We start from the raw sequence: 5,046 nt of genomic DNA, 5'->3' as shown, positions 1-5,046 counted from the left end.
GCTCCCGACCCCCCCGCGGGCCCAGGCACCATCGTCATCAAGGACTTCGTCTACAGTCCGATCCCGGCGCAGGTGAAGCTGGGGCAGAGCATCACGGTGACCAACGAGGACAGCGCCGCGCACACCCTCACCGTGCCCGGTGGCGTCGATTCCGGGACCCTCGCCCAGGGCAAGTCGTTCACCTTCACCCCGGCCGAGGCCGGCGAGCTGGACTACCTCTGCGACATCCACCAGTACATGAAGGGCCGGATCATCGTCGAGTAGCCGGCCCGACACCGCTCACCTCAGACGCTCGCCCTGGCCACGGTGCACACCGGTCAGCGCGAGCGTTTGTGTTCCCTGCCCGAAGCCTTGGGCCTTCGGCGCCTCGTAGCGTCACTCCAGGAGCACGCCCGTCAGCGCGGCCACCTGGGCGGGATCGGGGTCGTAGGGCAGGTACAGGCTGATCCGGTCGACGACGTCGCCGTAGCGTTGTTGCGGTGTCGCTGCCACGGCCTCCGGGGTACCGACGGCGGCGAAGGCGTGCAGCACATCGTCCTCGATCCGCTCCCCCATGGCGTCCCACTCGCCCTGCTTGCGGACAGCGGTGGAGGCGGTGGCCAGTTCGGCCTCGGTCTCGCCCATCGCGACGAACGCCGGGTAGGCGATCTCGAAGGGACGTGAGGCGGTCCGGCGTTCCTGTCCACGCTGCAGCGTCGGGAGCACCCACTCGCGCAGGTAGCGCTCGGTGCAGAACCCGTGGACGAACAGCCCGTCCGCCATCTCACCGGCGACCTCGGCCATCTTCTCCCCGACGGCGGCGAGGAACACCGGTGGCGGACCGAACCCGCTCGGGCCGGGATTGAAGAACGGCGTCATCAACGTGTGCTGGTAGAAATCGCCGCGGAACTCGAGCCTGGTGCCTTCCTGCCAGTCAGTCCCAGATCGCGTGCAGGGCGGCGATGAACTCGCGCATCCGCGCGGCGGGCTGCGACCACGGCATCGAGAACCGCTTCTCGATGTGCGCCTGCACCTGGGAGCCAAGCCCGAGCCGGAACCGGCCGGCGGAGTACTCCTGCAGGTTCCCGCCGTAGGGGCGGGCGGCGATCGGGCGCTCCAGAGCCTGCGGGCCGTCGACCACCACGACCTGCGCCTCGACCTGCTCCACGAGGTAGCGGATCTGCTCCGGCGAGGAGCTGTAGTACATCGAACTCGGGGTCGCCCGCAGCAACGCGGTTCCCATGTCGAGGGCATGGAACTCCGGGCGGTTGCGCACCAGCAGGCTCACGCAGTCGCCGGGACCGACTCCCAGGCCACGCAACGCCGCGGCCACCCGGGCGACCTCGCGCCCGTATTCGGCGTAGGTCCAGGTGGCCCCACCGGCGCCGGCCCGCAGCGCGGGCCGGTCGGCGAACTCGCGCACCGCGTTCGCGAACAGCCCGGCCACGGTCTGGCCGCACATCAGTTCGCGCATCTGATCCGGCGTCACCTCAGCGCACCAGTTCCTCGTCCTTCATCCGGTCGGAGAACGCCTCGACCCAGGTCCAGCCGGTGACGACCTCGCGGTCGTCCCCGCGGCGCCGGGTCATGCCGCCCTGGGCGCGATAACCGCCCCAGCGCGCCTTGTTGAATCCGCTCAGCTGCTGGGTCGGGTCTGCGGTGAAGTCCCAGATCCCGGACGCGCCGAGGTCGTAGCTCGCGCCGGTCACGTAGCCGTCGGCGTCGACGTCGAACTCCGCCCCGACACTCGGGGACTCGGCCAGGGCCGTGTTGCCCTCGACCACGATGCCCGCGCCCCAGCGGCCGCGGCCCTTGGTGATGTTGCCGAACTCGACCGTGCCGTCGGCGTACTTGTTCGCGAAGATGTTCCAGACCACCTGCACGTCGGTGTAGTAGGGGTACTCCTTCCACTCACTGCCGTGGCGGAAGTAGACCTGATCGAAGAAGATCGGGCCCTCGACCCGCTCGCCGAGGATCGTCCCGGTGAGCCAGTACGGCTGACTGGCGTAGGCCAGCGGGTCGTCGCGCATGGAGGACAGGAACTGCGCGCCGAGGGTGTGCCGGGACCCGCGCAGCGAGATCAGCCCGCCTTCCTCCCACGTCAGCTCGTCGTCGGTGATGAACAGGTCGATCGGTTCCTCGTGCGGACCGGAGAGCATGCCCTTGGCGACCCAGCGCGTTGCCGATGGTGTCGAGCAGGGCCCGCGCGCTCGGGGAGCCGCCGTCGAAGATCTCCGAGACCGGGGCGTCCTTGACGACGTAGGTCAGGTGGACGACGTCGGCGGCCGCGGTGGCGGTGAAACTGAGTGCCGCCTGGGCTTCGGTGTGATGGAAGAGTTCGACGACAACTACTACTCGCCGGTGGTCGCGGCCGAGGCCCGGGTGCGCGACGAGCTGATGGAGGGACACCGCCACGTGTACGAGTCCGAGATGAAGGAAGAGCGCCGGACGCACGGCCGCCCTGGGCATGAATCCCGCCCCTCCGACAACTGACTCCCCGGTTCAGCCGGCCGCCGCGTTAGCCGGGTCCTCGGCCGCGATCGCCGCGTAGATCCCGGCGGCCAGGTCCGCGAGCTCCGCGGCCTCGTCCGCGCTCAGGGACAGCCCCCAGATCTCGGCGTCACGGGCCGACGTGACCTCCTCGACCTCGGCCCGCTTGTCCTTGAACTGCTCGACGGGCGGGTACGGCCCCGGGAAGCCGAGCATCGCCGCGTACTCCTCACCCTGGTTGAGCAGGTGGGCCTCCTGGACCGGCATGCCGGAGAGGGTCATCGCCGCGAGGTGGACGCCGAACCGCAGTTCGCGCAGCAGCACGACGACCTGCATGGCCCGGCCGGGCGAGTCGTCGACGCGCGGCAGCTTCGCCAGCCCGACGAAGAGCGGGAGGCCGCAGCCCGGAGCGCCCGCGATCACCTTCTCGCCGAGTTCGATGAAGCGGTCGAGGCCGTCGAGGCCGGACAGCCGCGGCCGCGCCCACTCCGCCGCCTGACCGAAGTACAACTCGGCGCCGCCGCGGGCACCGTGCACCGGCAGGCCCATCGTCCAGAAGGTCTCCGTGACGCCCGGGCCGAAGATGCCGAACATGGCATCGACCGCCGCCGCCTCGACCTCCCCCAGGACGCCGGCGCGGCCGGCGAAGTAGCCCGCGAACGGGTGCTCGTAGCCGGCCTTGATGCTGGCCTCGAACTGCTCCGGGTGCAGGATCCAGGTCGAGCCTGCCCGCTGGATCGGGTGGGCGGCGGCGCGGCTGGCGGCGAGAACGCGGGGATCAGTCATGGGCGAAGTCTGGCCGAACACGGTCACCCACCGCTAGGCGCCACGGGCGGTGCCACCGTTCGTGGTGAGCTCGTACCCGGCGTACTGCTCGCCGGCGGCGTCGAGATCACTCGGGTCGTCGTGGCTGATCACGGCGACCACCGTCTGGTAGCCGGCGAAGGCCTTGAGGTCCCGCTCGGTCAGCGCGACGGTGAACGCCTTGTCCATCGAGCGCACCAACACGCGGTGACCGGCCTTGTCGATGCCGACCAGGCTCACGTGCCAGTTCTGCACGGCCGCCCCGGTCTGCCCGTCCCCGACGCTGCGCACGCCGGTGAAGTTCAGCGAGCGAAGCGCGGCGTCGGCGCCCTGATTGCGCAGCACCACGTAGTCGGCCCCGTTCGGTGCGACGCCCGCCTTGCCGAACGCGTTCGGGCTGGCCAGGTTGATCGCGGCGTTCAGGCTCGCGGTGGTGACCCGGTCCTTGGCGATGCCGGCGACCTTGCCGCCCTTGGTGTCGACGTAGCGGTCGACCAGGTTCATCACCTGGTAGTCGTGCACGAGGTCGGTGACCTTGGTTCCCTTGGCGAAGGTGTCCAGTTGCTTCTGCACACTGGCCAGGCCCTGGGCGGTGCCGTCGCGGTGCACCGCGCTGATGAACTCGGTCCCGTAGCGGTCGTAGAGGTACTGGAAGAAGGACCAGGCGTTGCCGTAGTCGGCGAGCACCTCGGAGCCCGCGCCCTCGTCCTCCCACGCGGTCAAAGAGTTCTGTGGCCCGCCGCACTTACGCGGGTTGGGGTTGGACGGGCCCTTGACCTCGCCGTAGCCCTGGAAGCAGAGGATGTGGCCCTCGGCGCGGGTCTGCTCCACAGTGCGGCTGGTGTCGCCGTACCCGACCAGCGAGATCGCGAAATCTGACAGACCCTCATTCACCCAGGTGGTCTCGGCCGGGTCCTGGTAGTTCTGCAGCAGGTGCTGCCACTCGTGGGCGAACACGCCCTCGTAGGACCGCGGGCGCGCGGGCCGGGAGGTGACCAGGTCCTCGGTCGCCTCGTCCTTCGGGTTCTCCCCGGTGCGGTGCAGCCAGTCGAAGGCGTCGATCGTCATGACGTTACGGTTGGTCAACTGATTGAAGATCGGGGTGTAGAAGCCCGCGATGTAGGTCGGGTTCGCCGGGAAGTCGGAGAAGTTCTCGTCCCGCACGTTGTCGACGAGGGTCACGGTGTGGTCGCCCTCGCCGGCGAAGTTCACTCCGGGCACGTTGAGACCGGGGAGCACTGCGGTGCCGGCCTTGTCCGGCGGCGTGCTGAAGGCCGCGGTCTCCTTCGGGTAGATCCGTTGGTCGAACTCCGTCACCAGGGACTGTGCCTGCGCGTCGGTGATGTCCGTACTGTGCGGCACCGCATTGCGCGCATCGCCGTACGGGAAAGCGGTCCCCGCCGAGACCAGGTCCACTCCCGAGGCGACCCAGACCTCGATCTTCTCGCCGACCGCACGCAGCGTGTACGGCTTCAGATAGATGCCGAGCGGGCCCGCCGATTCCCGGGCGTCCAGCGCCGGCCACAGCAGCGTGGTTCCCACGGGCGGCGTCGCGCTGCCGACCGGCAACGGCGAGGCGGCGGTCGTGAGTCGCTGCGCCGTCGCGGCGTCGAGCACGGTGTCCGCGGGCACGCCGAGCATCCCGGCCAACTGCGGCGAGAGCGTGTAGGTCAGGTCGTCGGCGAGGGTGGCCATGTCCGGGCTGCCGGGCGCGGCGACGAGCGGCGAGCGCGGGGCGGTCGAGTCGGCGCTGGCGGCCGCACCGGGCAGGCC

The 5,046-nt window shown here is 70.0% G+C and carries 7 protein-coding genes; 2 read left to right on the top strand and 5 right to left on the bottom strand.

The genetic code is table 11. The features are described from left to right. The coding region (locus H0X00_RS21410) for a cupredoxin domain-containing protein (protein ID WP_293774655.1) at positions 1–264 on the top strand (264 nt) is incomplete at its 5' end. Positions 265–375: 111 nt separating this feature from the next. Here the strand turns inward: H0X00_RS21410 and H0X00_RS21405 are convergent. From H0X00_RS21405 to H0X00_RS21395, 3 genes are read right to left on the bottom strand one after another with little or no spacing between them, the layout of a single operon-like run. Next, entirely contained in the window at positions 376–858 is a 483-nt protein-coding gene (locus H0X00_RS21405; RefSeq protein ID WP_367186727.1) for an LLM class flavin-dependent oxidoreductase, read from the bottom strand. Between the two features lie 55 nt (positions 859–913). Next, complete coding sequence (locus H0X00_RS21400) at positions 914–1,453, bottom strand: LLM class flavin-dependent oxidoreductase (RefSeq protein ID WP_293774653.1); 540 nt, start codon at positions 1,451–1,453, stop codon at positions 914–916. 16 nt (positions 1,454–1,469) lie between these two features. Continuing rightward, positions 1,470–2,138 carry a hypothetical protein gene (locus tag H0X00_RS21395; RefSeq protein WP_293774651.1) on the bottom strand — a complete coding sequence of 223 codons (669 nt, stop codon included), beginning with the start codon at positions 2,136–2,138 and terminating at the stop codon, positions 1,470–1,472. A 109-nt stretch (positions 2,139–2,247) separates the two neighbouring features. On the opposite strand from H0X00_RS21395, the gene H0X00_RS21390 reads away from it, so the two are divergent. Then, positions 2,248–2,472 carry a hypothetical protein gene (locus H0X00_RS21390; RefSeq protein ID WP_293774650.1) on the top strand — a complete coding sequence of 75 codons (225 nt, stop codon included), beginning with the start codon at positions 2,248–2,250 and terminating at the stop codon, positions 2,470–2,472. A 9-nt stretch (positions 2,473–2,481) separates the two neighbouring features. Here the strand turns inward: H0X00_RS21390 and H0X00_RS21385 are convergent, their stop codons facing one another. Both H0X00_RS21385 and H0X00_RS21380 read right to left on the bottom strand, forming a co-directional pair. Then, on the bottom strand, positions 2,482–3,255 hold the full coding sequence (locus tag H0X00_RS21385) for a hypothetical protein (protein WP_293774648.1): 774 nt from the start codon (positions 3,253–3,255) through the stop codon (positions 2,482–2,484). Positions 3,256–3,288: 33 nt separating this feature from the next. Beyond that, on the bottom strand, positions 3,289–5,046 hold a 1,758-nt coding region (locus H0X00_RS21380; protein ID WP_293774646.1), incomplete at its 5' end, for a hypothetical protein.

The sequence above is a fragment of the Sporichthya sp. genome (assembly GCF_013815995.1).
Taxonomy (GTDB): Bacteria; Actinomycetota; Actinomycetes; order Sporichthyales; family Sporichthyaceae; genus Sporichthya.
The sequence above is the reverse complement of the archived record's forward strand: the minus strand, read 5'-3'. Positions and strand labels throughout refer to the sequence as shown.

Bases quoted from the DNA above. Each gene is read 5' to 3' on its own strand.
- H0X00_RS21405 (WP_367186727.1), bottom strand. From the start codon at position 858: ATGACGCCGTTCTTCAATCCCGGCCCGAGCGGGTTCGGTCCGCCACCG.
- H0X00_RS21400 (WP_293774653.1), bottom strand. From the start codon at position 1,453: ATGCGCGAACTGATGTGCGGCCAGACCGTGGCCGGGCTGTTCGCGAAC.
- H0X00_RS21395 (WP_293774651.1), bottom strand. From the start codon at position 2,138: ATGCTCTCCGGTCCGCACGAGGAACCGATCGACCTGTTCATCACCGAC.
- H0X00_RS21385 (WP_293774648.1), bottom strand. From the start codon at position 3,255: ATGACTGATCCCCGCGTTCTCGCCGCCAGCCGCGCCGCCGCCCACCCG.